The sequence below is a fragment of the Nocardioides sp. genome, assembly GCF_030149505.1.
GTDB lineage: Bacteria > Actinomycetota > Actinomycetes > Propionibacteriales > Nocardioidaceae > Nocardioides.
Window position 1 is genome coordinate 42,588 of the sequence record NZ_JASBRN010000067.1, and the last position, 24,376, is coordinate 66,963.

24 protein-coding genes are annotated in these 24,376 nt (G+C 71.4%); 19 read left to right on the plus strand and 5 right to left on the minus strand.

All coding sequences use genetic code 11. The features are described 5' to 3' along the window. Nucleotides 1-20: 20 nt before the first annotated feature. The 8 genes from Q1V71_RS14720 to Q1V71_RS14755 all read left to right on the plus strand — a co-directional run bounded on the left by Q1V71_RS14720 (nucleotide 21) and on the right by Q1V71_RS14755 (nucleotide 7,093). A complete protein-coding gene (locus Q1V71_RS14720) occupies nucleotides 21-1,025 on the plus strand; it encodes an MCE family protein (RefSeq protein WP_300387663.1) in 1,005 nt (334 codons plus the stop codon). Then, entirely contained in the window at nucleotides 1,022-1,999 is a 978-nt protein-coding gene (locus Q1V71_RS14725) for an MCE family protein (RefSeq protein ID WP_300387679.1), read from the plus strand. Before Q1V71_RS14720 ends, Q1V71_RS14725 begins: the two co-directional genes overlap by 4 nt. 2 nt (nucleotides 2,000-2,001) lie before the next feature. After that, entirely contained in the window at nucleotides 2,002-3,150 is a 1,149-nt protein-coding gene (locus tag Q1V71_RS14730) for an MCE family protein (RefSeq protein ID WP_300644728.1), read from the plus strand. A gap of 11 nt (nucleotides 3,151-3,161) precedes the next feature. Next, nucleotides 3,162-4,313, plus strand: coding sequence for an MCE family protein (locus Q1V71_RS14735; protein ID WP_300644729.1), 1,152 nt, complete (start codon nucleotides 3,162-3,164; stop codon nucleotides 4,311-4,313). Further along, a complete protein-coding gene (locus tag Q1V71_RS14740) occupies nucleotides 4,310-5,713 on the plus strand; it encodes an MCE family protein (protein ID WP_300644704.1) in 1,404 nt (467 codons plus the stop codon). The genes Q1V71_RS14735 and Q1V71_RS14740 overlap by 4 nt, the downstream gene beginning before the upstream one ends. 38 nt (nucleotides 5,714-5,751) lie before the next feature. Continuing rightward, nucleotides 5,752-6,207: a hypothetical protein gene (locus Q1V71_RS14745; RefSeq protein ID WP_300644705.1), complete on the plus strand. Its 456-nt coding sequence runs from the start codon at nucleotides 5,752-5,754 to the stop codon at nucleotides 6,205-6,207. Nucleotides 6,208-6,302: 95 nt separating this feature from the next. Beyond that, nucleotides 6,303-6,755: a hypothetical protein gene (locus Q1V71_RS14750; RefSeq protein WP_179532147.1), complete on the plus strand. Its 453-nt coding sequence runs from the start codon at nucleotides 6,303-6,305 to the stop codon at nucleotides 6,753-6,755. A gap of 92 nt (nucleotides 6,756-6,847) precedes the next feature. Further along, nucleotides 6,848-7,093: a hypothetical protein gene (locus Q1V71_RS14755; RefSeq protein ID WP_300644706.1), complete on the plus strand. Its 246-nt coding sequence runs from the start codon at nucleotides 6,848-6,850 to the stop codon at nucleotides 7,091-7,093. Between the two features lie 54 nt (nucleotides 7,094-7,147). Here the strand turns inward: Q1V71_RS14755 and Q1V71_RS14760 are convergent, their stop codons facing one another. Continuing rightward, entirely contained in the window at nucleotides 7,148-7,756 is a 609-nt protein-coding gene (locus Q1V71_RS14760) for a Fic family protein (protein ID WP_367280154.1), read from the minus strand. A 102-nt stretch (nucleotides 7,757-7,858) separates the two neighbouring features. Continuing rightward, the gene (locus Q1V71_RS14765; protein WP_300644707.1) at nucleotides 7,859-8,875 is read right to left on the minus strand and encodes a TIGR03617 family F420-dependent LLM class oxidoreductase; all 1,017 of its coding nucleotides are present in this window, start codon (nucleotides 8,873-8,875) and stop codon (nucleotides 7,859-7,861) included. A gap of 47 nt (nucleotides 8,876-8,922) precedes the next feature. On the opposite strand from Q1V71_RS14765, the gene Q1V71_RS14770 reads away from it, so the two are divergent. The 6 genes from Q1V71_RS14770 to Q1V71_RS14795 are packed head-to-tail and all read left to right on the plus strand — an operon-like array spanning nucleotide 8,923 to nucleotide 16,148. Beyond that, the gene (locus Q1V71_RS14770) at nucleotides 8,923-9,108 is read left to right on the plus strand and encodes a hypothetical protein (RefSeq protein ID WP_300644709.1); all 186 of its coding nucleotides are present in this window, start codon (nucleotides 8,923-8,925) and stop codon (nucleotides 9,106-9,108) included. Next, nucleotides 9,105-9,512, plus strand: coding sequence for a Fic family protein (locus tag Q1V71_RS14775; protein ID WP_300644710.1), 408 nt, complete (start codon nucleotides 9,105-9,107; stop codon nucleotides 9,510-9,512). Before Q1V71_RS14770 ends, Q1V71_RS14775 begins: the two co-directional genes overlap by 4 nt. Before the next feature lie 57 nt (nucleotides 9,513-9,569). Then, on the plus strand, nucleotides 9,570-11,000 hold the full coding sequence (locus Q1V71_RS14780; protein ID WP_300644711.1) for a DUF3375 domain-containing protein: 1,431 nt from the start codon (nucleotides 9,570-9,572) through the stop codon (nucleotides 10,998-11,000). A 25-nt stretch (nucleotides 11,001-11,025) separates the two neighbouring features. Continuing rightward, entirely contained in the window at nucleotides 11,026-11,607 is a 582-nt protein-coding gene (locus Q1V71_RS14785; protein ID WP_300644712.1) for a DUF4194 domain-containing protein, read from the plus strand. Next, on the plus strand, nucleotides 11,600-14,968 hold the full coding sequence (locus tag Q1V71_RS14790; protein WP_300644713.1) for an ATP-binding protein: 3,369 nt from the start codon (nucleotides 11,600-11,602) through the stop codon (nucleotides 14,966-14,968). The genes Q1V71_RS14785 and Q1V71_RS14790 overlap by 8 nt, the downstream gene beginning before the upstream one ends. Next, entirely contained in the window at nucleotides 14,961-16,148 is a 1,188-nt protein-coding gene (locus tag Q1V71_RS14795) for a DUF3322 and DUF2220 domain-containing protein (RefSeq protein ID WP_300644714.1), read from the plus strand. Before Q1V71_RS14790 ends, Q1V71_RS14795 begins: the two co-directional genes overlap by 8 nt. A gap of 23 nt (nucleotides 16,149-16,171) precedes the next feature. Here the strand turns inward: Q1V71_RS14795 and Q1V71_RS14800 are convergent, their stop codons facing one another. Then, nucleotides 16,172-17,311, minus strand: coding sequence for a hypothetical protein (locus Q1V71_RS14800; protein ID WP_300644716.1), 1,140 nt, complete (start codon nucleotides 17,309-17,311; stop codon nucleotides 16,172-16,174). A gap of 159 nt (nucleotides 17,312-17,470) precedes the next feature. Here Q1V71_RS14800 and Q1V71_RS14805 point away from each other — a divergent pair, with 159 nt between their 5' ends. Beyond that, nucleotides 17,471-17,776, plus strand: coding sequence for a type II toxin-antitoxin system Phd/YefM family antitoxin (locus Q1V71_RS14805; protein WP_300644717.1), 306 nt, complete (start codon nucleotides 17,471-17,473; stop codon nucleotides 17,774-17,776). Beyond that, complete coding sequence (locus tag Q1V71_RS14810) at nucleotides 17,773-18,156, plus strand: type II toxin-antitoxin system VapC family toxin (RefSeq protein ID WP_300644718.1); 384 nt, start codon at nucleotides 17,773-17,775, stop codon at nucleotides 18,154-18,156. The genes Q1V71_RS14805 and Q1V71_RS14810 overlap by 4 nt, the downstream gene beginning before the upstream one ends. A gap of 132 nt (nucleotides 18,157-18,288) precedes the next feature. On the opposite strand, the gene Q1V71_RS14815 is transcribed toward Q1V71_RS14810, so the two are convergent. After that, nucleotides 18,289-19,863, minus strand: coding sequence for an MFS transporter (locus Q1V71_RS14815; RefSeq protein WP_300644720.1), 1,575 nt, complete (start codon nucleotides 19,861-19,863; stop codon nucleotides 18,289-18,291). A 64-nt stretch (nucleotides 19,864-19,927) separates the two neighbouring features. Here Q1V71_RS14815 and Q1V71_RS14820 point away from each other — a divergent pair, with 64 nt between their 5' ends. The 3 genes from Q1V71_RS14820 (at nucleotide 19,928) to Q1V71_RS14830 (ending at nucleotide 23,693) form a co-directional block, all read left to right on the plus strand. Continuing rightward, nucleotides 19,928-21,967, plus strand: a complete 2,040-nt coding sequence (locus tag Q1V71_RS14820) for an acetoacetate--CoA ligase (protein ID WP_300644721.1) — start codon at nucleotides 19,928-19,930, stop codon at nucleotides 21,965-21,967. A 208-nt stretch (nucleotides 21,968-22,175) separates the two neighbouring features. Continuing rightward, complete coding sequence (gene manA / locus Q1V71_RS14825; RefSeq protein ID WP_300644722.1) at nucleotides 22,176-23,360, plus strand: mannose-6-phosphate isomerase, class I; 1,185 nt, start codon at nucleotides 22,176-22,178, stop codon at nucleotides 23,358-23,360. 123 nt (nucleotides 23,361-23,483) lie between these two features. Next, on the plus strand, nucleotides 23,484-23,693 hold the full coding sequence (locus Q1V71_RS14830) for a hypothetical protein (protein WP_300644724.1): 210 nt from the start codon (nucleotides 23,484-23,486) through the stop codon (nucleotides 23,691-23,693). Nucleotides 23,694-23,782: 89 nt separating this feature from the next. Here Q1V71_RS14830 and Q1V71_RS14835 read toward each other — a convergent pair whose 3' ends face one another. Then, entirely contained in the window at nucleotides 23,783-24,169 is a 387-nt protein-coding gene (locus Q1V71_RS14835; RefSeq protein WP_300644725.1) for a hypothetical protein, read from the minus strand. Nucleotides 24,170-24,376 lie beyond the last annotated feature (207 nt).

Sequence of the window (24,376 nt, forward strand, 5' to 3'; positions counted from 1 at the left end):
GGAGACCGCCGGCATCGACCTTGGGACTGATCGGCTTCCTCGCCCTGACCTTGGGGACGACGGGCATCCTGTTCTCCACCATCGCCGGCACCAATCCGAGAGACCCAGTTCCCTACCGTGCCGTGTTCGCCGACGCCACCCGGGTGGTTCCCGGCGACGAGGTGAGGATGTCCGGCGTCCGGGTGGGCCGGGTCCACGACGTGGTGCTCGACGCCGACCAACGTGCCGTGGTCGAGTTCACGGTCGATGAATCAGTGCAGTTGCCCCTGCAGACGCGCGCCGAGCTGCGCTACCGCGATCTGGTCGGAGCCCGATACCTGAGCCTGGTCGTCACGCCAGGCACCGCGGCTGACGACCTGCTGCAGCCGGGCGGGACCATCCCGCTGGGCAGGACCAAGGCGGCCCTCGACCTGACCGTCCTGCTCGACGGTTTCCGACCGATCTTCAACGTCCTCGACCCGGAGCAGGTGAACCAGTTGGCCCTCCAGGTGGTGCGCACGCTGCAGGGTGAGGGCGGAACCGTCGCGTCGCTGGTCGCCAACACAGCCACCCTGACCCAAGATCTCGCTGAGCGCGACGTGGTGATCGGCCGCGTGATCGACAACCTGAACGTGGTGCTGGACACCGTGGACGATCGCGGTGACGGCCTGCGTGCCCTGGTCGACCAGCTGGGCCGATTGTCCTCCGGCCTCGCAGAGGACCGCGTCGTGATCGGGGGGGTCCTCGACGGGATCGCGGACCTGAGCACGTCCACTGCGGACCTGCTCCAAGAGGCACGTCCTCCCCTCACTCGAGACATCGCGTCGCTGCGTGCGGCAGCATCGGCCTTCGCCGACACCAAGGACCAATTGCAGGAGCTGGTGGACCTGCTCCCGATCAAGCTCAACTCGTTCACGCGGGCCGCGAGCTACGGCGGCTACCTCAACTTCTTCGTCTGCCAACTGGACATCACCTTGACACTGCCGAACACGCCGTCCATCACAGCCCCTGGACTCCGCAACAACGAAGCGCTGTGTCGGCCATGAGGAGAAGGAGCCTGCCGCTGTTCGGTCTGGTCGGCATCATGGCGCTCGCCCTCATGGTGGGTGCTGGTCTGTCGGCTGGCCGGATCAATGGTCTCTTCGGGAAGAGAGAGATCGTCGTGGAGCTGGCTCATGCTGCCGGATTGAAGACAGGCGACCCCGTCAGGATCTCCGGGGTGAAGGTTGGAACGGTCAAGGACCTCGCTCTCGCCGACGAGGTGGTGGCCGTCTCGCTCGAGGTCGACGACGGCGTCGAGCTGGGCGGCGCCACCCGCGCTGCCCTGAAGGTCGAGACGCTGCTGGGCACCGAGTACATCGCCTTGACGTCCGCAGGAACCGGCGAGCTCGAGGGCGACAGGGTGCCGATCGAGCGCACCGAGGTGCCCTTCGACCTCCAAGCCGTTCTCGGTGGACTCACCCGGCGCGTGCAGGACATCGACACTGATGCCCTTGCATCCTCGTTCCGTGCCGTCACCGAGGTGCTGAATGGGGCCTCGCCCCAGACCCGGCAGGCGCTCGACGGTGTGGCGTCGTTGTCCCGCGTGGTCTCACGGCGCGACCAGGAGCTGCAGAACCTCGTACGCAAGTCTGCTTCCGTCACCCGGATCTTGGCGGATCGCTCGCAGACCATCAGCGCCTTGGTCCGCGACGCCGGCGCCTTCTTGTCGGTCTTGGAGCAGCGACGCCTGGCCATCGAGAGACTCCTCGACGCCACGCAGCGCCTTGCCCAGGAGATCACAGCCACGGTGAGGGCCACCCGTGAAGACCTCAGCCCTGCGCTGCAGGAGCTGCAGACCACGGTTGCCACGCTGCGACGCAACAAGGGCGACCTGGAGGAGAGCGTGCGTTTGTACGCCCCGCTGTTGCGCTACTACACGACCGTGCTGGGCAACGGTCGCTGGTTCGACGCCGCCCTCTTCGGCCTGACCCCCCAGGTCGTCCCCGACCCCCCCCAGCAGGATGGAGCCGTCCGGTGAGCATGGAGGAGCGGTGGGCGCGAGGCCGCAGGATCGCCGTGTGGCTGGTCGTGGGTGTTCTCGCGACCGCCGGAGCTGTGGCAGCCGCCCCCGCCGTCACCGGCAGCGGCGCCGAGTACCGAGCCGTCTTCCCACGGACCGTCGGCCTGTACGTGGGCAGCCAGGTGAGTGTGCTGGGGGTCAAGGTCGGCGAGATCACCGGCCTCGAGCCCCAAGGGACTGCGGTCCAGGTGAGCTTCACCGTCGACGACGACCTGCGTATCCCGGCCCAGGCCCGGGCGGTCGTGGTCGCCCCCACGCTGGTCAGCGACCGTCGGCTGGAGCTGACGCCCGTCTACAGCGGTGGCCCGGCGCTCGAGCCGGACAGCGAGATCCCCTTGGAACGCACTGCTGTCCCGGTGGAGGTCGACGAGGTCCTGCAAGAGGTGCAGGACCTGTCCACAGCACTCGGCCCGCGTGGGGCGAACCGGGACGGAGCCCTCAACGATCTCCTCCAGGCGGGTTCACGGACGTTGAAGGGCAACGGTTCGCGACTCAACGACACCGTGACCGAGTTCAGCCGCGCCGTCGAGACTGCCTCGGGGACCGGCGATGACCTCGCCTCGACCCTCACCAATCTTGCTCAACTGACCCGGGCGTTGGCAGCCAGTGATGCCCCGGTGCGCCGACTGGCCTCCACGCTGGAGGCAGTCTCCGGCAGCCTGGCGGCGCAACGTGACGCTCTGGTGGGAACGGTGGATGGACTTGCCGTCGCGATGCAGGAGGTCCGCTCGCTCGTGCGGGACAGCGGTCCGGCGCTGACGCGCAACACGGCTGGTCTCCTGGATGTCACCCGCACCATTCTCAAGGAGGAGCAGGCCCTGCGCGAGACACTCAACCTCGCGCCGGTGACACTGCAGAACTTCATCGGGACCTTTGACCCGCAGACGTCCGCGCTCACCGCGCGCATCGCCGTCAACGGCACCCTGACGACGGACCCGAGCCTGGTGCTCTGCCAGCTCATCTCCAGCAACGGCCTGGGTCGGCTGTGCCCCATCGTCAACACGCTCGTCGATCCGGTGGAACCGTTGCTCCAGGGGCTGCCCCAGCCCCTCGGTGAGGGCGCCGAGCTCGGTGACGGAGTCGTCGAAGGCTCGGGAGGACGACGATGAGACGATGGCTGATGGTCGCCGTCGTGGCCGCGCTGACCACCAGCGGATGCTCACGGGCCCCCCAGCTCCAGGACGTGGGGCTACCGGGGTCGCGGGTCCAGGACGGCTACGAGATCTCCGCGGTCTTCGACGACGTCCTGGACCTGGTCCCGCTGGCGACGGTGAAGCTCGACGGCGTCAAGGTGGGAGTGGTCAGCTCCGTCGAGCTCGCCGATGACTACGCCGCCCGAGCGGTCCTGACGATCGAACCGGACGCGGAGATCCCTCGACAGGCCACGGCCAGCATCGAGCAGACCAGCCTGTTGGGCGAGAAGTACATCGAGCTCGAGAGTCCTGGAGACGGTCCGCCAGATGCGATGAGGGAGGGGGAGGTCATTCCTCTGTCCAGGACGGGCGCCGGGGTGGAGGTGGAGACACTTCTCAGCGGGGCATCGGCCCTACTCAACGGCGGCGGGATCGGCCAGCTGGAGGTCGTGACCCGCGAGCTGAACTTGGCGCTGCAAGGCCGCGAGAAGACGGTGCGGACCGGGCTGCGCGACCTGGACGCCGTGGTGGCCACCCTCAACCGCCGCCGGGGCGACATCGTGCGCGCCATCGACGGACTGGACCAGTTCAGCAGGACCGTGGCCGCCGACCGCGTGGTGGTCGAGAGCGCCCTCGATGAGCTGCCCTCGGGCATCGAGGCGCTGGCGGGACAGCGGCGCGCCCTGACCCAAGCCCTCGCCGAGCTCGACGGCCTCGGTCAGGTGGCGAGCCGGGTCATCGGGCGCACGAAGGCCGACACGGTGGCCAACCTGCGCCTGCTGGACCCGATCCTCACTGAGATCGCCAAGGCAGCACCGTCGTTCTTCGACACCCTGGACACGTTGTTGACCTACCCGTTCGCCCGCAACATCTACGGCGGGATCGCCGGGGACTACGTGCAACTGTCGGGCGAGCTGGAGATCGACCTCGCCGCGCTGCTGCGCGATGGCTTCGGGCCCGGACCAGCGCTGGGTGACCCTGAGCCACGCATCCAGTGCGGCCAGTTCGGCCCCAACTGTGTGCGGGGACCCCTCACTCCGGTACCCGAATCAGCGGGTCGCACGAAGCAGTCGAGTCCGCCTCCCGACGTCATGGGCGGGCGCGAGCTGCTCGAAGGGCTTGGAGGTCTGGGGCGATGAGCCATGGTCGTTACCGCCTGCGTCTCCTGGTGTTCCTGGTGATCGCCTCGCTCGGTACCACCATCGTGGGCGTCCAGTACGTCGGGCTGGATCGCTACCTGTGGAACCGTCCCATCCAGGTGCGGGCCACCACCGCCCACGCCGGAGGCATCTTCCCCAACGCGGAGGTGACCTACCGGGGCGTGGCGGTCGGCCGGGTGGACGCTGTGGAGCTGACCGACGACGGGGTCTCGATCGTGATGGCGCTCGAGCCGGACAGCGAGGTCCCCCGCGATGTGCGAGCCGTGGTGGAGAACCGCTCCGCGATCGGGGAGCAGTACGTCGACCTGCAGCCGAACCAGGTCGGCGAACCGTTCCTGGCCGACGGCGATGTCATCGAGCGTGGGGAGACCGACATCCCGCCGCGTCTCGACGGGGTCCTGCTCAGCGTGCAGGAGCTCGTCGAGTCGGTGGACAGGCGGGCGCTGCGGACGGTGGTGGCCGAGGTCGGCAAGGGTCTGGGCGGGCTCGGCCCAGAGCTCAGGACCATCGTGGAGGAGACCGACAACATCGTCGAAGACCTCACCATCGCGCTGCCTGACACGCGTGAGGTCCTCAGTAACGGCCGCACCGTCCTCGGTACCCAACGAGACACCTCACGCGCCCTCGAGGCGTGGGCCCGGGACCTGGAGCTGGTGACCGACGAGGTCGCAGCCGCCGATGACTCGGTCCGGTCACTCATCCGGGAGACGTCGGCCACCCTCCCCGACGTCATCGACCTGGTGAAGGACAACGACCAGCAGCTACCGTTGCTCATGCAGGACCTGCTGACCGTCGGCGACATCGTCGAGGCGCGCCTGGACGGCGTGCGGGTCTTCCTCGTCGCCTTTCCCCGGCTCATCCAGGACACCTTCAACGTGGTGCAGGGCGACGGCTTCGTGCACTTCGACGTGGCCTTGGACTACTCCAGCGGCGTGTGCACCTCGGAGGGGTACTCCGGCACGGTCAAGTCCGTGCAGGCCGAGCCGGTCGAGCAGCTGGGCAACCCGGACAAGCGCGCGAACCTGAACGCCTACTGTGCCGAGCCGCCTGGCAGCAGCACCACGGTGCGTGGATCGCAGAACGTCCCGAAGCTCCCCGGCGACACCTACGACCCGGCAACCCAGAAGGTGGACAACCCACGCCTGGGCAAGCTCGGCCCCGACGACGTACCGACTCGGTCCTACGAGGACGGTGGCCGCTCGGAGAAGAGCACCTACGCCTCTCTCCCCGGGTCCGTGGTGCTCAACCAGCGGACGGGGGTCGTCAGCGGTCCCGACGGTCCCCTGCTCGTCCTGGGGAGGATGGATGCACCGGAGAGCCAGGCCGTCAGCTGGCAGGACCTGTTGGTCGGCTCCCTGTCCCGGCGGGGGTCCTCGTGAGGTCGCCCAGGCTGCGTGCTCGACCGCTGGTGGTCCTGGTGGTGCTGGTGGTGGGGTCCTGCATGGTCGTCGCAGCGTGGAGTGGCCTCAGCCTGCGTTCCTCCACCCACGACTCCGACGACCGTGACGCCGCGCTCGAGGCTGCCCGCAGGGCTGCCCAGACCTTCACCACGTACGACTACCGAGAGCTCGACGGCAGCTTCGACGCTCTGCTGGCCCTGGGAACCGAGAACTTCCGTTCGAGCTTCGGCGAAGCGGTGAAGCAGCTGCGACCCATCATCAGGCGTGAGAAGGCGCGGTCGGCCGGCGAGGTCGTGGCGACAGCGCTCGGCGACTCCACTGGTGACGACTCCGTGATGGTGCTGGTGGCGATGGACGTCAGGGTGGACAACCGTTCGGCACAGCAGGGTGAGGAACGCCGGTTCAGGCTGCGGCTCGCCTTGCAGCGCATCGAGGGCGAGTGGCTCCTGGACGAGATTGCGACGGTCACGTGAAGCGAGTGGCTCAGCACGACTCCGAGAAGGAGGTCCGCGACATGCCCGGCCCGGGGCCCAGACAGGCTCAGGTCCTGTCCACGTGGCGAGTGGTGGTGACACTCCTGCTGGCTCTGGCGTGCGTCGGCACCGGTCTCCTGGCGCGGACTGCCGTCGAGGCGTCCACGCGCGAGGACCGACGCCAGGACGCTCTGGAGGTCGCGGAGCAGGCTGCCGCGGCGATCTTGAGCTATGACCACGCCCGGCTGGACGAGGACGTCGAAGCAGCCCGGGCCTTTCTCACGCCGAGCTTCGCTCGGGAGTACGCCGAGTACACCGGGTCGACAGTCGAACCGAGGGCCAGGAGGTACCGCGCCGTGCTCACGACCGAGGTACTGGCCTCCGGGCTGGAGACGATCGAGGGCGAGGAGGCCACGGTCCTTCTCTATCTCAACCAGACGACTCGCAGCTCGCAGCTGGTGGCGCCCAGGCTGGACGTCAGCACGGTCGAGATCAGACTCGTCTGGACCGACGGACAGTGGCTCGTGGCAGGTGTGGAACCGATCTGAGCCACGGCGACAGACTCAGCCGGGACGACTCGCGGGTGGTGTCACGGGTGCGCTCGCCCGCTCGACCGTCGGGTGGGCGGAGGTCGAGGGCGATGGCGCCGACGATGGCGACGACCCAGATGCTCGCGATGGTGACCGCGCTGGTAGAGGTGCAGCGCCTGGACCTGGCGCTGCATGGGGACCGAGACCTGCGCCTGCTGGACGGCGGGCTGGACGGCGGGCCTGACGACGGCGTCGACGACCGTGTCGAGGATGCGCACGACGACCACCTACGCCGAGAGAGAGGGAGCGGGTACGACGGAAGGAGAACAGACGTCGTCGCTGACGACAATCCCTAGCAGTTTGTCGCAGAGGTGGTGCGCGTCACCGGCGCGTCCTGTGCTCAGGCGAACTCAGTCGGGTCTAGTGAGGACGTCCAGCAGCTCGTGGTTGACGAACAGGAGCTCCCTGCCGACCTTGGTGTCACGAAGCAGGCCGGCGGTCACCAGGGCGTGCAGCCAGGTCGAGGCCGTCTGTCGCGAGACGTCGCAGCGCTCGGCGACGGTGTTGATGCGGCAGTAGGGCTGTTCGAACAGCACCGCCAGGAACTGAGCGTCGCGGCCGCCCGGTGTTGCAGTCCTGGCCCGCTCGGCGATGTCGTCCTGACAGGTGCGGATGGCGGAGATCTTCCGGGTGGTCGACGTGGCGGCGTCGTGCACAACATCGAGCATGTACAGGATCCACTCGATCCAGGCACCGTCTGCTGTGACGGCCCTGAACAATCGGCAGTAGTCGTTCTTGCGGGCGATGATGGCGCGTGAGAGGTAGAGGATGGGGTCCTCGAGCAGGCCGGCCTCGATGAGCATGAGGATGTTGATGACGCGGCCCGTGCGTCCGTTGCCGTCATAGAACGGGTGGATGGCTTCGAACTGGTGGTGCGCGACGGCCATGCGCACCAACGGGTCGAGGTCGTCGTCGGCGTGGACGAACCGCTCCCACTCCGCCAGCTTCTCGCGGATCAGGTCGGCGCCCTGGCTCCCTCGACGCCTTCCCTCATCGTGTTAGAAAGCGCGAGAAAACTTAACGCGTCCTGGGGATGTGTCACGTGACGTGACACATCATGCTCACGCCGTGACCGTGCCCAGAGCAGTAACCAGGTCGCGGACCTGCTCGACGCCCGGGTCGTAGCCGGGGAAGTAGGTGCAGACCCGGTCGGTGAGGTCGCCGAAGCGCCGGTGCAGCTCGGCCGCGCACTCCTCGGGGGTGCCGCGCACCGCGAGGGTCTCGAGCATCCGCTCGTCGACCTTGGCGATCATCTCCATGATCGCGCCGGTCTTCGACAGGGCGTTGAGCTCGGGCTGGAGGTCGCCCCAGCCCTCGGCGTCGAGGACGGGCCGGTACGCCGGGGTCGAGCCGTAGAAGGCCAGCAGCCCGCGCACCCCGAGGTCGGCGCGCTCCTGCTCCTCGGGCGTGCGGCCCATCGCGAGGATCGCCTGGGGGTAGATCGCGAGCTCGCTCGGGGTCTCGCGCTCGCGCAGGCCCTCCTCGACCGCGGGCAGGGTGTTCTGCCGGATGTGGGTGTGGGAGTGGAACGGCATGACCAGCAGCCCGTCGGCGACCTGCGCGGCGGTGCGCGTCATCAGCGGGCCGAGCGCGCCCATGAGCACGGGCGGGACGCCGTGCGGGTTCGGCCCGGGGACGAAGGTGGGGGGCATCAGCGTGTGCTTGGTGAACTCCCCGCGGAAGTCCAGCCGCGTGCCGTCCTGCCACGCCGTGAGGATCGCCTTGGTCGCCAGCACCGCCTCGCGCATCCGCGCCGCCGGGCGCGACCAGGTGGCGCCGTACCGGTTCTCCACGTGCGGCTTGATCTGGCTGCCGAGCCCCAGCCGGAACCGCCCCTTGCTGAGCAGCTGGAGGTCGTACGCCGCGTGCGCCAGGTGCATCGGGCTGCGCGGCGTCGCGATCGCCACGTTGGTCATCAGGTCGACGTCGACGCCCGCCGTCGCGGCCGCGACCAGGGGGAAGAAGACATCGTGGGGGCCCTCGAAGGTGAACAGGCCCTCCACCCCCGTCGTGGCGAGCTCGGCCGCGCGGGCGGCGGCGGCGTCGGGGCGGGCATCGAGCTGGATGTCGAGGAGCACGGGGTGATGGTGGCAGAGGGGCGACGGATGGGGCTGTGGAAAGCCGGATGCTGCTCGTCCTGCTGCGGCGTACCGTGGAGGGCATGAGCCACCGGGCGAGCGACGACGAGGTCCGCGACCAGGCGCGCCAGGAGCGCGACGAGGTCGTGGACGTCGATCACGCCACGGCGATGGCTGCGCTGGACAAGATCCGTAAGCGGGACGCCGAGCTCCTCGAGCGCCTGGCCCGGTGAGTCGGCGGCTGACCGCCGGACTCGTCGTCGAGTACAACAAGGTGCTCTGCGCCGACACCGGCGAGAACCACGCGCTGCTCGACGCGGCAGGTCTCGACGCAGCTCTGGAGCGGCCCTGGTCGGGGTACGGCGACTTCGAGGCGTTCCCCCGCATCTTCGACAAGGCAGCGTCGCTGCTGCACGGGATGGCCGCGAGGCAGGTCTTCGAGAACGGCAACAAGCGCACCGCGTGGGCTGCCGCCGTCGCCTTCCTCGACTTCAACGGCGTGGACCTCGGCTACGTGCCGACGGTGCACGCGAACATGTTCGTCCGGGCAGTCGGGCTGGACCACAGCCTCGAGATCGCGGACGTCGCGGAGTGGTTCGAGGTGACCTACGAGCTGGGGCGCGGGCGGACAGGCTGACGGGCCCCGGGCCTGTCGGAGGCCGGCACTACCCTCGTGCGCGAACAGGAGGTGCGCGTGGAGCTCGACGAGATCCGGATGCTGGCTGATACGAGCCCTGCCTGGCGTCTGCTCCGGGCCCGCAACGCCCCACTGGTGCTGGCCTTCCTGGGACGCCACTTCGTCGAGGACAACGCGGGCGCCCGATCGCAGTCCGAGCTCGTCGAGGCCCGCGACGAGCTGCTGCACGTCGTCAACGCCCGGCTGCCCGAGGGTGAGGGGTACGCCGCCGCGCCGGTCACCTACCTCGACGACTGGGCCGCGCCGGACTCCGCCTGGCTGCGACGGTTCTATCCCGCCGGCAGCGACGAGGTGCACTACGACGCCACGCCCGCCCTGGAGAAGGCCTATGCCTGGGTCAGCACCCTGCGCGCCCGTCCCAGCATCGGCACCGAGTCCCGGCTGCACCTGCTGGTCGACCTGCTACGTCAGATGGTCCACGGTGCCGAGGCCGACCCCGAGACCCGACTCGCCGAGCTGCGCCGCCGCCGCGAGGAGATCGACGCCCAGATCGCCGATGTCGAGGCCGGCCGCGTGCAGGTGATGGAGGGCGCCGCTCTGCGCGAGCGGTACCAGTTCTTCTCCAGCACCGCCCGTGAGCTGCTCGCCGACTTCCGCGAGGTGGAGGAGAACTTCCGGGCGCTCGACCGCGCCGCCCGGGAGCGGATCGCGACCTGGGACGCCGGCAAGGGCGAGCTGTTGGCCAGCCTGGTCACCGACCGGGCCGACATCGCCGGCTCCGACCAGGGCCGCAGCTTCCAGGCGTTCTACGACTTCCTGCTCTCCCAGGACCGCCAGGAGGAGCTCGCCGACCTGCTGGAGCAGGTGCGCGCGTTGGAGGAGATCACTGTCGACCCGCGGGTCCGGCGGGTGCACCACGACTGGTACGACGCCGCCGAGCGCACGCAAACGGTCGTGCGGTCGCTGTCGGAGCAGCTGCGGCGCTTCCTCGACGACCAGGTCTGGGTCGAGAACCGGCGGGTCCTCGAGATCGTGCGCCAGATCGAGACGGCCGCCCTGGCCGTCCGCGGCGCTCCACCGAGCAGCGGGCTGGAGCTGGACGAGACCCGCGTGGCGGTCAACCTGCCCTTCGAGCGGCCGCTCTACGACGTACGGCCGCCCAGCGCTGTCGACTCCACCGTCACCTCCGGGGACGTCAGCGACCTCGACACCAGCGGCCTGTTCGCCCAGACCTTCGTCGACACCGCACGGCTGGCCGAGCAGGTCCGCACCGTCGTGCCCCCGCGCAGCTCCGCACTGTTGCACGAGGTCGTCGAGCTCTACCCGTTGCGCGACGGGCTGGCCGAGCTCGTCGGCTACCTCGCGCTCAGCGAGGAGGACCTGCGCGTCGACCTCGACGAGTCCCGCACGGTGATGGTGTCGTGGCAGGACCCGCGACTGGGAGAGCGGACGGTGCGGATGCCGGAGGCGACGGTGAGCCGCTCGTGAGTCGCGAGTCAGGAGGAGGTGCCGCATGAGGTCGGAGCAGGAGACCGCCACCTCGGTCGCGGTGATCACGCTGATGCGCGGCGTCGTGTACCGCGAGACCCACGAGGCCGCCTGGCAGACGCTGCTGCGTCACGGTGCGCCGGTCCGCGACCACTTCGACACCATCGGTGTCGACGTCGTGGTCGACGAGACCGAGGGCTACGCCTACCTGCGGGCGCGCGACGAGGACGACGGGTTGCCACGGTTGGTCAACCGGCGCAGCCTCTCCTACCCCGTCAGCCTGATGCTCGTCCTGCTGCGCAAGCGGATGGTCGAGTGGGAGTCCACCGGCCAGGAGGCGCGACTGATCCTGACCCGCGAGCAGATCGCCGAGATGGTCTCGCTCTTCCTCGCCGACTCCTCCAACCAGGCCCGGCAGCTCGACCAGGTCGACGCCACCATCACCAAGGTCGTCGACCTGGGGTTCCTGAGGCGGCTGCGGGGACAGCGCGACACCTTCGAGGTGCGCCGCATCCTCAAGGCCTACGTCGACGCGCAGACGTTGGCCGACTTCGCGGGGCGACTCGAGGACTACCGCGCGTCCGCGGGGGCGGGTCGCGATGAGTGACGCGCTGTTCTCCGCCCTGGAGCTCGGTGGTTCCTCGGCGGCGCGCGTGGGATGGCGCCTGCACCGGGTGGAGGTGCTCAACTGGGGAACCTTCCACGGCCGGGTCTGGACGCTGCGCCTCGACGGGGAGAACACGTTGCTCACCGGCGACATCGGCAGCGGCAAGTCCACGCTCGTGGACGCGGTGACCACGCTGCTGCTGCCGGCCCACCGCATCGCTTACAACAAGGCCGCGGGCGCGGAGTCCAAGGAGCGCTCGCTGCGCTCCTACGTCGAGGGCCACTACAAGTCCGAGCGGATCGAGAGCAGCGGGACCTCCCGGCCGGTCGGGCTGCGCGACCACCGCTCCTACTCCGTCATCCTCGGCGTCTTCGCCAACGACGACGTGGACGAGCCCGTCACCCTGGCCCAGGTCTTCACCCAGCGGGACCGGGCGGGGCAGCCGGAGCGGTTCTTCGTCACCGCCGAGCGTGAGCTGGGCATCGAGACCGACTTCGCGGGCTTCGGCTCCGACCTCACCGCGCTGCGCAAGCGGCTGCGGGAGTCGGGCGCTCGCGTCGACAAGGACTTCCCGGCGTACGGCACCCAGGTCCGACGCCTGCTCGGCATCGCCTCCGAGCAGGCGATGGAGCTGTTCCACCAGACGGTGTCGATGAAGTCGGTCGGCAACCTCAACGACTTCGTCCGCACCCACATGCTCGAGCCTTCGGACCCCGGTGAGCGGATCGCCGGGATCGTTGCCCATGTCGAGGACCTCACTCGGGCCCACGACGCGGTGCGTCGTGCTCGCGACCAGCTCGCTGCCCTGGAGCCGCTGCTGGTCAACTGCGACAAGCACGCCGCCCTGGCAGCCGAGCGCGAGGCGACCCGGCGGCAACGTGACGCCGTGGGGCTGTTCTTCACCGAACGCCGGCTGACCCTGCTCGAGGCGCTGCGCGCCGCCCTGGCCGCGGACCTGGAGTCCGTGCGCGCCGAGCGGGCCGGGACCGTCGAGGGGCTAGGCGCAGCTCGCGCCCGCCAGGAGCGGTTGATCGGCGAACGCGCTGCCGCCGGCGGCGACCGGGTCGCCGACCTCGAGCAGCAGGTCAAGGAGCTCCAGGGGCTGGTCGAGCAGCGCCGGACCCGTCTGGAGCGGTACGCCGCGCTGCTGGCCGAGGCCGGGCTCGAGCCGGTGGCCGACGCCGACGGGTTCCACGCCCGGTCGGTCCAGGCGCGCGCCGCTTACGACCGGACCACGCCTCGCCAGCGCGAGCTGGACGCCGCGTTCGCCGAGGCGATGGGGCACCGCTCCCGCCTGCACGAGCAGGCCGACGAGCTCGACGCCGACCTCGCCAGCCTCGCGGGACGCCGCACCAGCCTGCCTCGGGAGAGCCTGGCCCTGCGCGCCCGACTCTGTGCCGGGCTCGGCCTGGACGAGGACGAGGTGCCGTTCGTCGGTGAGCTGGTCGACGTCGCCGAGGAGCATGCGGCCTGGCGGGGTGCGGCCGAGCGGGTGCTGCGCGGCTTCGGGCTCTCGTTGCTCGTGCCGCAGCGGCACTACCGCGAGGTGGCGCGCTGGGTGAACGAGCACCACCTGCGAGCCAGGGTGGTCTACCACCGGGTCCCGGAGCGCCAGGTCCGGTTGCAGCCCGACGCCGGAGAAGAGCACCTGCGACTGCGGGACACCCTGGTCGTCGAGCCGGGGCCGTTCGCGACGTTCCTCGCCGGCGAGCTCGGTCGGCGAGCCGACCACCGCTGCGTCGAGACCGTGGCGGAGCTGGTGGAGGCCGACCGAGCCGTCACCCGCGAGGGACAGGTGCGCGCGGGGAGCCGACACGAGAAGGACGATCGCAGCCGGGTCGACGACCCGCGGTCGTGGATCCTCGGCCGCTCCAACGCCCGCAAGGTCGAAGCCCTCGAAGCCGAGCTCGAACGGCTGCGGAGCGAGGTCGTTGTCGCCGAGCGAGCGGTCGACGAGGTGGAGGTCGAGCGCGACGGCGTACGCCGCCGTGCTCAAGCCTTGAGCAACCTGGCCCAGTTCGACACCTGGACCGACCTCGACGTCCTCACGCCGAGTCGGCAGGCCGAGGAGGCGGCCGAGGAGCGGCAGCGGCTCCTCGACGGGTCCTCCAGGTTGGCCGAGCTGGACCGCGCGCTGTCCGACCTGGCGCGGGAGATCGTCGCGCTCGAGGAGGCCCGCTCGGACGCCGACGGCCGGATCCGCGTGACGGAGTCCGAGATCGACCGCGCGGACCGGGGAGTGGCGGCGGCTCGCGAGGTGCTGGCCGCTGCCGGTGAGGAGCTGGTGGGGCTGGCCCGTGAGGAGTACGACGCGCTCGCGGTGCGGGCGGGGGACGTGACCGACCCCGAGTCGTGCGACCGCCTGGCCGCCGAGCTGGCCGGTGACCTGACCTCGACGATGGAGCGCCTGCAGCAGCAGATGAACGGGGTGGCGACCACCGCCCAGCTCCAGATGACGGCGATCAAGGCACAGTGGCCGGCGGTGACGACCGAGATGGACGCCTCGATCGCTGCCGCTGGGGAGTTCCGCGCTCTCCACGATCGGGTACGCCGCGATGACCTGCCTCGTTTCGAGGCCGAGTTCAAGCAGCAGCTCAACACCAACGCGATCCGCGACCTCGCCGGGCTGAGCGCGTGGCTGCGCCGGGAGGCAGACGACATCCGTGACCGCGTGGAGCGGATCAACGAGTCGCTGGGTGCCATCGACTACTCGCCGGGCCGGTTCATCCGGCTGGTGGTGGAGCCGACGACCAACTCCGACGTGCGCCAGTTCCGCGACGCCCTGCGCGCGGTGACGCGCGGTGCGCTGGACGGTGACGCCGACCAGTACTCCGAGCAGCGGTTCCTCGAGGTCAAGCGGATCGTCGACCGCTTCCGCGGTCGTGACGGACACACCGAGGCCGACCGTGCCTGGACCCGCCGAGTCACCGACGTCCGCACGTGGCACACCTTCTCCGCCGCCGAGCTGGACCGCGAGACCGGCGAGGAGCACGAGCACTACCGCGACTCCGACGGGAAGTCCGGGGGGCAGAAGGAGAAGCTGGCCTACACGATCCTGGCGGCCTCCCTGGCCTACCAGTTCAAGCTCGAGTGGGGCACGACGGCTTCCCGCGACTTCCGGTTCGCCGTGATCGACGAGGCGTTCGGCCGCGGCTCGGACCTCTCCACCCGCTATGCGCTGTCGTTGTTCGCCCGGCTGGGGCTGCAGCTACTGATCGTCACGCCGTTGCAGAAGGTGCACGTGATCGAGCCCTACGTCGCGGCGATCGGGTTCGTCGACAACCGTGACGGGCGGGACTCACGGGTCCAGACGTTGACGATCGAGGAGTACCGCGCCCAGCGGGCTGCCGCCCATGGGTGAGCGGGGAGCCGTCCGCCCGGTCGGTGCGCGGGGGGAGGGCGCGTGGTCGACGGCCGAGGACGTCGCAGCCCGGCTCCGGCCGCGTTGGCTCTCGGGCGCGCTGCTGACGGCGTACGCCGAGGGCCTGCCCTTCGAGATGCTCGATCTGCCACTGCGCGGGCCACGGGCGCGCGAGCTGGGCGAGGACCTGGCTGCGGCGCGGTCCTGGGCGTCCGCCTTGGAGCGTGCCGCCCCGGGCCGCTTCGACCTCGTCCGGCGACCGGTCGGCGCGCGCACGATCGGCGCCTCCGAGCTGCCGGTCCGCGCGGTGGTGTCCTCCTACGATCAGGCCTGGCGGCTGCTCGGGGTCGAGGACGACGTCGCGCGGTGGGAAGCCCTGTGCGCGCGCGTGTCCGTCGACGCGGCCGTGCGTGCCTGGGTGATGGCCCACCCGCACGCATCGTTCGAGGTGGACGAGGCAGCCTGGCCGCCGCTGCTGGCTGCCGTCGAGTGGCTGCGGGGCGCACGCGGCAGTGGCCGGCACCTACGTGAGATCACCGCGCCGGGCGTGGACACCAAGCTGGTCGAGCGGCACCGGGGACTGATCGCGGGGGTGCTCGGGGTGCCGGGCTCGCCCGAGGGGTTCGTCGAGGCGCTCGGGCTGGCCACCAAGCCCGTACGGATGCGGCTGCGCCTGGGTGCGGACGTGGTGCCCGGGCTGGCCCTCCGCGACGTCACCGCGCCCGTCCAGGATCTGGCTGCGCTACCTGCGTTGCTGTCCTCTGCGGTGGTGGTGGAGAACGAGACGACCTTCCTCTCTGCGCCCGTGCCGGGGGACGGAGTCGTGATCTTCGGTGAGGGATTCCGGGTCTCGAGGGCGGGACGGCTGCCGTGGCTCGCCGACGTGCCCGTCCACTACTGGGGCGACCTCGACACGCACGGCTTCGCGATCCTCGACCAGCTGCGGGCCTGGCTGCCGCAGACCCGGTCCTTCCTCATGGACCGGGACACGCTGCTGGAGCACCGGGACAGGTGGGTCGCCGAGCCCACCCCCACCTCGGCTGCGCTCACGCGGCTGACCGGGGTCGAGGCGTCGGTCTACGAGGACCTCGTCACCGACAGGTACGCCGACCGGGTCCGGCTCGAGCAGGAACGGGTCGACTGGGACTGGGCGCTGGAGCGGTGGCCGGTGGAGCGCTGAGTCGATTCTGCGGTACGAGAGGGTCAGCCCGTCGCGGGCAGCTCGCACCACAGCAGCATCTGCTCGACACGCGGACGTGCTCGGTCGGGGAGCGTCTCTGCGAGCACCTGCCAGCGGGGGGCCTTGCTGGGTGAGGCGTGCCGGGCGAGGCGCTCGAGCGTCAGATGCGGGTCCAGCAGCAGGTCCGCGATCGTGTGTCGGAGCGGACGCACGTCGTCTGGGCCCCGGCTGGCCAGCCGCAGCGCCTCGTCGAGGGCTTGGCCCACGAGCCGGCCGGGCTCCTGGTCGCCATTCCCTAGGTCATGGTCGTGCCCGCGGCCCAGCAATGCCGTCCACGACTGGTGGGGCAGGTCGCTGCAGGTGGCCGCCTCGGACAGAAAGGAGAAGTACTGGTGGATGCGCCCGGCGTGGCAGCGGATCTGCAGGATGTGCGACCACTCACGCGGGTTGCGCGCAACCGCGGTCGCCGTCGCCTCGTCGATCGGCAGGGGACGCCAGTCCAGGACCAGCCCCGGCTCGGCATCGGTGGGCACCAGCCTGCCGAGAACGTGCCGACCGACGGGCACCTGCTCGGTGAGTCCGAGGTCGAGGACCTGGTGCTCCTCCCCGGTGTGGGCGTCGGTGAGGACGAGAACGTCGCCGGCGGCGGGACCGACACGGAACCCACCCATGGGGGCGCCGATCCAGCGGCGTAACCCCGCGCGGTCGAGGAGGTCGGAGTCGGCGTCATGGAGCAGGTCGTCGAGGGCCCCCAGCTCGTGGACGTCGAGCTGGTGCGCCACCCAGTCCCGGCCGAAGAGCTGGGAGGGGACCTGCTCCGGCCAGCGGCAGCCCATGACGCTGATGTCGAAGCCGTCGGGGTACGCGATCGCGGCGGCCGTCCCGAGCGCCCGCCGCAGCTCGGCGTGCTCGCGCTGCGGACGCCGACGGGCGACGAGGGTGAGGTGGCGCGCCACCATCCAGGACGGTGCGGAGTCCCCGAGCTCCACCAGCACACGGAGACGTTCTCCGTGACTGGAGTGCCGGAAGTAGGGGACCGACAGGTGGAGCCGGACTGCTTCGGCCCAGTCGCCGCGCAGCTCCGCCTCGTGCGAGTGGGCGACGGCGCGGTGGTCCGCCTCGGTCAGTCGGCTGGTGATGGAGCGGAAGGGTTCGCTGGTCATGCCGGCAGCCTGCAGGCGAGCCGGCGGGGGAGGCGCGGGAGCGGGTTCGGCTGTGGACGACGGCCGTCCGCGGCGTACCTGTGGACGGCTCGCGGGCCCGCAGGTTTCCTGTGGACTGCGCGGTGCGAAGCGTCGGAGGGTCTCCGTAGCGTCCAGGGCATGAGCCAGATCGAGGTGTCGCACGGGTGCTACGGTGAGGGGATGGACGAGGAGACGCTGTCCCAGCGCGAGCTGCGCAACCGCTCCGGCGAGGTGCTGCGGCGGGTCGTGGCGGGGGAGTCGTTCGTGCTGACCAACAACGGGGTGCCGGTGGGGCGGCTGGTGCCGCTCGACGAGCCCGAGCCGCCGGTCCGCTTCGATCGACCGGCGACGCGTGTGGGTGGGTGGGAGCAGTTCCTCGGGATCGTGCCTGCGGACGTCGACCTCCAGGCCACGCTCCAGGAGCTGCGCGAGGACCGCGTGTGAGCGTCTACGTCGACAGCTCCGCGCTCGCCGTCATCCTCCGCGCGGAGCCGCAGGCGCCGACGCTTCTGTCCTGGCTGCGGGACCTGGCCGAGCCACTGGTCTCGACGCAGCTGCTGGAGACGGAGATGCGACGTGTCGGGCTGCGGCACGGACTCGACCAGTCCGTGGTGACCGACCTGCTGGCAGCCGTGTCCCTGACGGTGCTGCGCAAGGCGGACTTCACCGCCGGGGGCCTGCTGGGTGGTGCCGGTCTGAGGTCCCTCGACGCGCTGCACCTCCAGGGCGCGCTGCGGCTCGACGCCCGCACGATCCTGACGTATGACCGGCGGCTGGCCGAGGCGGCGGGGTCCATCGGGCTCGAGGTGGTCGCGCCGGCGTAGGCCGGGGTCGGCGGACCGGTTGCGGGGTCTCGACGGCGGCGCGCTGGCGCTTGCCCGTTCGACGGGCGGTGGTGCGGGCCGCAGGTCGGTCACGCGGTTTCGACGACGCTCGTCGCTGGCGCTCCTCGCTGCTCAACCAGCAGCAGCAGCGGTGGGGGCCGGGCGGCGGTCGAGGAGGAGGGCGCCGGCGATGGCGACCACCCAGATCCCGGCGATCGTGAAGAGCGCCGCCTGGAAGCCGGTCTCGCCGCCGCCGTACGCCGCCATCAGGGCGACCGAGACGGCCGAGCCGGTGGTGAAGCCGAGGTAGCGCAGCACCTGGTTGAAGGCCATCGCCGAGCCGGTCTCCGCGGCGGGCACGTGGGGGACCATCAGCACCGCGAGGCTGGAGAAGGTGAAGCCGGAGCCGAGCCCGCCGAGCGCCATCACGGCCAGCGCCTGCCACAGGTGGTCGTGCCAGACCGCCAGCGCGAGGGTGGCGCTCATGAACATCAGGCTGCCCGCGGGCAGCAGGGTGCGGCGGCCGACGCGGGCCAGCACGAGGCGGGCGAGCTGGTTGCCGAGGACCGACATGAGGGAGTACGGCACGAGCACCATGCCGGCGGCGAGCACGCTCTCGGCGAGGCCGAAGCCGGGCTCGTCCGCGCGGACGAGGACGACGACGAGGGTGAGCAGGGAGTACATCCCGACGCCGGCGATGACCGCCACCAGGTTGGGCGCCGCGATGCCGGGACGGGTCGCGAGCCGGAGGTCGACGAGCGGGTGCCTGCTGCGGAGCGTGTACGCCGTCCAGCCGACGAGGCCGAGCAGGCCGACCGCCCCGAGGCCGAGCGTCCGCGGGTCGCCCCAGCCCCAGACCTCGCCCTCGGAGACCGCGAGCAGCGTCGCGAGCATCGCGACCGTGAGGCCGGCAGCGCCGAGCCAGTCGACCCGCGCCGGCTCCACCCCGGGCGCGCCCGGCACGAACCGCAGCGCCAGCACCAGGCTGATCACCGTCAGGACCGCGCCCAGCGCATAGGCCGCGACCAGCCCGCCGAGCAGCGCCATGAGTGCCGTGAGCGGGTAGCCGAGCCCGGCGCCGGCCACCATCGTCACGCTCAGCCACGCGATCGCGCGGGACTGCCGCTCCCCGGCCAGCTCGTCGCGGGCGACCGCCATGGCCAGCGGCACCAGGGACATCCCGACCCCCTGCAGGGTTCGGGCGGCGACCAGGAGCGCGAAGCTCTCCAGCGGCACCGCGGCGGCCGCGAGGACGGTGCCGAGCAGGACGGTCGCTAGGCCCGCGAGGATCGTCGGGCGGCGTACGCGCCCGGACGCGAAGCGTCCGACCACCGGCGTGCTGACGGCGCCCGCGAGCAGGGCCGCGGTCAGGCTCCACTGGGCGGTGGTGAGGCGGACGTCGAAGTGCTCCACCACGCTCGGCACCAGCGGGGCGCCGAGGCTGCTGGTGATCGCCGTGATGGTCGTCAGCAGGGCGAGGGTGGTGAGGAGGTAGGGGCGGGGTGGGCGGTCGCTGCTGTCGGGTGCGAGGGTCTCGTGGCTCGGCGCGGGCGCGCCTCGCACCTCGACCAGCGAGGGGTCGGCGGTCAGGTCGCCGGGTCTCGACGACGGCTCGCTGACGCTCGCCTGCTCGACCAGCGGTGGTGCGGGGTCGCTGGCGCTCGCCTGCTCGACCAGCGGAGGCTGGCCCGCGACCCGGTTGTCCACGTCAACCACGGTAGGTCGATCGGGGCCGGGACGTCGTGTCGGCGAGGCGCTCTAGGGTGGCGGGGTGAGCGACGACACATCTCGGGACGCTGCGGCTCAGGACATCCCGCGGGTGCTGTGGGAGCCGGGGCCGTGGGAGGCCTCGCGGCTGGGGCGGTTCGCCCGGCGACTGGAGGCGGAGTACCACGTCGACTTCGGCGACGACTACGAGCAGCTGCGGCAGTGGAGCCTGGAGCACCTCGACACCTGGTGGCTCGAGGTCTGGCGCGAGCTGCGGCTGCCGGCCTTCCCCGAGCCGACGGTCGCGCTGGTGGAGCACCCGCCGCTGGCGCCGGGCAGCGCGACCTGGTTCCCCGAGGTCACGACCAACTACGCGCAGGCGGTGCTCGCGCTGCCGGAGCGGGCCGACGACGACGTCGTGGTCGTGTCGCGGTCGCAGTCCCGCGACGAGCGCACCTGGACCGCGGCCGAGCTGCGCGCCGACGTCGCGCGCGTCCGGGCCGGCCTCGTGCACCTCGGCGTCGAGCGGGGCGACCGCGTGGCGGCGTACGCACCCAACGTGGGGGAGACCCTCGTCCTGCTGCTCGCCGCGGCCTCGCTGGGGGCGGTCTTCTGCTCGGTGGCGCCGGAGTTCGGCACCCAGTCGGTCGTCGACCGGCTCGGGCAGATCGAGCCGGTGGTGCTGCTGGCCGTCGACGGCTACCGGTACGGCGACAAGCCGGTCTCCCGCGAGGCCGAGGTCACCGAGGTGCTCGCGGCGCTGCCGTCGGTGCGGGCCGTGGTGCACCTGCCCTACCTCGACGCCACCTCGACCGGCCCCGCGAGCACCGACGCGCGGACCACGGTGCTCTGGGACGACCTGCACCCCGACCAGCGCGAGGTCGTGGCCTTCGAGGACGTGCCGTTCGACCACCCGCTCTACGTGCTGTTCTCCAGCGGCACCACGGGCCTGCCCAAGCCGATCGTCCACGGCCACGGCGGGATCGTCCTCGGCCACGCCGCCGCGCTCGGGCTCTTCACCGACCTCGGGCCCGACGACCGGTTCTCGTGGTTCTCCACGACCGGCTGGATGATGTGGAACTACCTCGTCTCCGGGCTGCTCGTCGGGTCGACCGTCGTGCTCTTCGACGGCAACCCCGCCCACCCCACGCTGATGTCGCAGTGGGAGCTGGCCGCCGAGGCGGAGCTGACCTACTACGGCACCTCGGCGCCGTTCCTCATGACCTGCCGCAAGGCCGGGCTGCGACCCGGCGACGAGCTCGACCTGTCGCGCCTGCGCGGGGTCGGCTCCACCGGCGCCCCGCTGCCGGCCGAGGGCTTCGCGTGGGTGCACGACGCGGTATCCCCGACTGCGCAGGTCGGCTCCATCTCCGGCGGCACCGACGTCTGCAACGCCTTCGTCGGGCCGACCCCGCTCACCCCCGTCTGGGAGGGCGAGATCCCCGCGCGGCTGCCCGGGATCGGGGTCGAGGCCTATGTCGAGTCGGCGCTGGGCGCCGGCGACTGGCACCCGGTGACCGGCGAGGTCGGCGAGCTCGTGCTGACCCGGCCCATGCCCTCGATGCCGGTCGGCTTCTGGGGCGACGAGGACGGCTCGCGCTACTACGCGGCGTACTTCGAGGAGATCCCCGGCGTGTGGCGCCACGGCGACTGGGTGACCGTCACCGAGCGCGGCTCGCTGGTGATCACCGGCCGCTCCGACGCCACCCTCAACCGCGGCGGAGTGCGGCTGGGGACCTCCGAGTTCTACCGCGTCGTCGAGGAGCTGCCCGAGGTCAGGGACTCGCTCGTGGTCCACCTCGAGGACAACGAGGGCGGGGCCGGCGAGCTGGTGCTCTTCGTGGCGCTCGCGCCCGGCGCGTCCGAGGACGGCCTGGCTGCGAAGGTCGCCGCCGAGCTGCGGACCCGGCTCTCCCCGCGGCACGTCCCCGACACCCTGCACGTCGTGCGGTCGCTGCCGCGGACCCTGTCGGGCAAGAAGCTGGAGGTCCCGGTGAAGAAGATCCTGCGCGGGGCCTCGCCCGACGAGGTCGTCGCCGCCGGCGCGCTGGACGACCCGTCCGGGCTGGCCGAGCTGGCGGCGTACGCCGCGGGGCGGGGCTGACCGGGACCGATCCTCGGCCGGAGCGTCGCGGGACGTCATGCGTCCGCCGGCAGGGGACGTTCTGCCCGTATGACGTCCCCCCGCTGCCCGCGCGACCCTCGGGGGGACGTCATACGCCGAGGGTGGACGGACCTCCCGTCCGTATGACGTCCCACGCAGCTCGGGGGCAACGGGTCCGGCCGGGCGGCGATCCGCCTAGGGTTCACCCATGCACCTCCTCGACTGCCCGTCCCAGGCCTACGCCTGGGGCACGGCCTTCGACATCCCCTCCTTCATCGGGCGGGCGGCGACCGGCCAGCCGATGGCGGAGGTGTGGATGGGCACCCACCCGCTGGGGCCGGCGATGGTGCAGGGGCCCGAGGGCGCGGTGCCCCTGAGCGAGGTCGCCGGCGAGCTGCCGTTCATGATGAAGCTGCTCTCGGCCGCCAAGCCGCTCTCGATCCAGGTGCACCCCAACGCCGAGCTGGCGCGCAAGGGCTTCGAGGCCGAGGAGGCCGAGGGTGTGCCGCTGGAGTCGCCGCAGCGCGTCTTCAAGGACCCCAACCCCAAGCCGGAGATGGTCTACGCGCTCACCGCGTTCGACACCCTCGTCGGCTTCCGGCCCACGGCCGAGATCCTGCGGATCCTCGGCCCGCTGGACCACCCGGTCACCCAGCGCATGCACGACCAGCTCGCCGCGAACCCCGGCTTCCACGGCATCGTGCGGATGCTCGAGGCGCTGCTGCTGGAGCCGCCGACCCCGCACGAGGTGCACGAGGTGGTCGCGTTGTGCCACGGCCGCCTCGCGCTCGGCCTGGACATCAAGCGGGCCTACGCCTCGGCCACCGAGATCGCCCCGCACTACCCCGGTGACGTCGGGGTCGTGGTGTCGCTGCTGCTCAACCGGCTGACCCTGCAGCCCGGCGAGGCGGCGTACCTCGGGGCCGGCATCATCCACGCGCACCTGCGCGGGATGTGCGTGGAGGTGATGGTCAACTCCGACAACGTGCTGCGCGCCGGTCTCACCGACAAGACCCTCTCGCCGGCCGGGGTGGTCGCCAGCATCCAGGCGGACATGTCCCGCGTCGCACGGGTCTCGCCGGACCTGTTCGGCACCAGCACCGACGTCTTCGAGCCCGGCGACGGGCTCTTCGGCCTGGCGGTCAGCCAGACGTCGCCTGCCGACGTCGACGGGGTCCTGCTGCCCGACGGCGGCCCGCGGATCCTCGTCTGCACCGGCGGCGAGGTCGAGGTGGTCAACGCCGCCGGCGACGCTGTCCGGCTCACGCGCGGCGCGGTCCTGTACGCCGGCCCCGAGGACGGGGAGCTGCGGCTGCGCGGCACCGGCGAGGTCGCGCAGGCCTACCGGCCGACGGAGGGCGCGCACCGCGCCCGGATGCTCGACCTGGTCTGACCCGGCAGACCCGGGAGGCGGCGACGCCGTACCTGCGGACCCACGTGGTGACCGAGGACCGCGGTCCGGGGGACGGGTGGCCGGCCGCGACCGGGGTACCGGGAGCAGATGACCCAACCACCGATGGACATCCCTCGCGAGGACCCGGTCGAGCACCCGCCCGCCGACCCGGACCAGGACCCGTACGCCGATCGCAGCCACGAGCCCGGCGGCGACGTGGACCCGGACGGACCCGGCGACCAGGACGCAGAGCCGCCCACGCCGGACGGGGCTCCGGCCGAGCCCGAGCAGAGCGGCCCGCACCCCGACCCCGCCCCCGGGGAGGACTCATGACCACCGCGCCGTCCGAGCCCGACCCGCAGATCGCGCCGGGCGAGATCCCGGACGCGTCCCCGCCGTCGGTGCCGGCCGGCCGAGGCCGGTCAGGCCCGGGGCGGCTGGTCGCCGGTGACGGGGGCCGCTTCGTCGTACCCCGGGGTGGCCGGCAGCCGCTTGTCGAACCCGGGGCGGTCGGCCACGACCGCGGCCACGATGCCGACCAGGACCATGAGGTCGAGCCAGGTGAGGATCGTGCCGAAGACCGCGGAGTCACGCAGCTGGATCGGGCCGCGGATGTCGGCCTGGGTCAGCAGGACCCAGGAGAGCAGGTAGTAGCCGTACAGGAGCGTGCCGACGCAGCCGGACACGGCGCCCAGCCGCGCCCAGCGGCCGAGGTGCCAGCGCTGGACGCAGACGTAGGCGAGCGAGGAGAGGGCGGCGAGCCGCAGCACCTCGTGGACGAAGATCTCCGTGGGGAGCCCGAGAACCATGGGCTGATCCTCACCCACGGGCACCGGTCCCGCCAGCGGGCGGGTCCGGGACAGGCTCCAGCCCCGCTGCGTGGCGTTCCGGTTCAAGCAGGTGGCTGTTGGGCTTTGCCTGATGGGTGTTGGGACGTGGCGGGCACGGGGGTGCCCGGAGCGGTGCTCAGGTGGTCAGTGCGTTGTTGTGAAGTCGCTGGAGGTTGACGGCTGCTG